This window comes from Sutterella massiliensis, from assembly GCF_016899755.1.
Lineage (GTDB): Bacteria > Pseudomonadota > Gammaproteobacteria > Burkholderiales > Burkholderiaceae_F > Sutterella > Sutterella massiliensis.
Genome location: NZ_JACJJC010000392.1, coordinates 1 through 290 on the forward strand (window position 1 = coordinate 1; position 290 = coordinate 290).

A 290-nucleotide genomic window follows, 5' to 3' on the forward strand; every position below is an offset into this window, starting at 1 on the left:
GATCCCGCTCATCGCGGCGAGATTTGGCTTGGCAAAGGGTTTCTTTGGGGGCCGACGCACACGCAGCGAGTCATGGACATTCTTCGTCGCGATTGGCAGCAAATCGTTCGGCAGGCGCTCGGTCCCTTCTATGTCTGGCGGTTCGTAAAGAAGCACCGCAAGCTCGCCCTCACCCACCCTCTGCAGACGCGTCACATTTATTTCGAACGCCAGAAATCTTTGCAGGATAAGGGCCAACCTTGGATTCACGGTGTGGGCGGTGGTGAGGACGATCTGTTTCAGCCGATTTC

The 290-nt window shown here is 56.9% G+C and carries 1 protein-coding gene; it reads left to right on the top strand.

Annotated elements, in window-relative coordinates:
• Positions 1 to 72: 72 nt before the first annotated feature.
• A partial coding sequence (locus tag H6A60_RS13045) for a hypothetical protein (RefSeq protein ID WP_205105292.1) occupies positions 73 to 290 on the top strand: 218 nt, incomplete at its 3' end.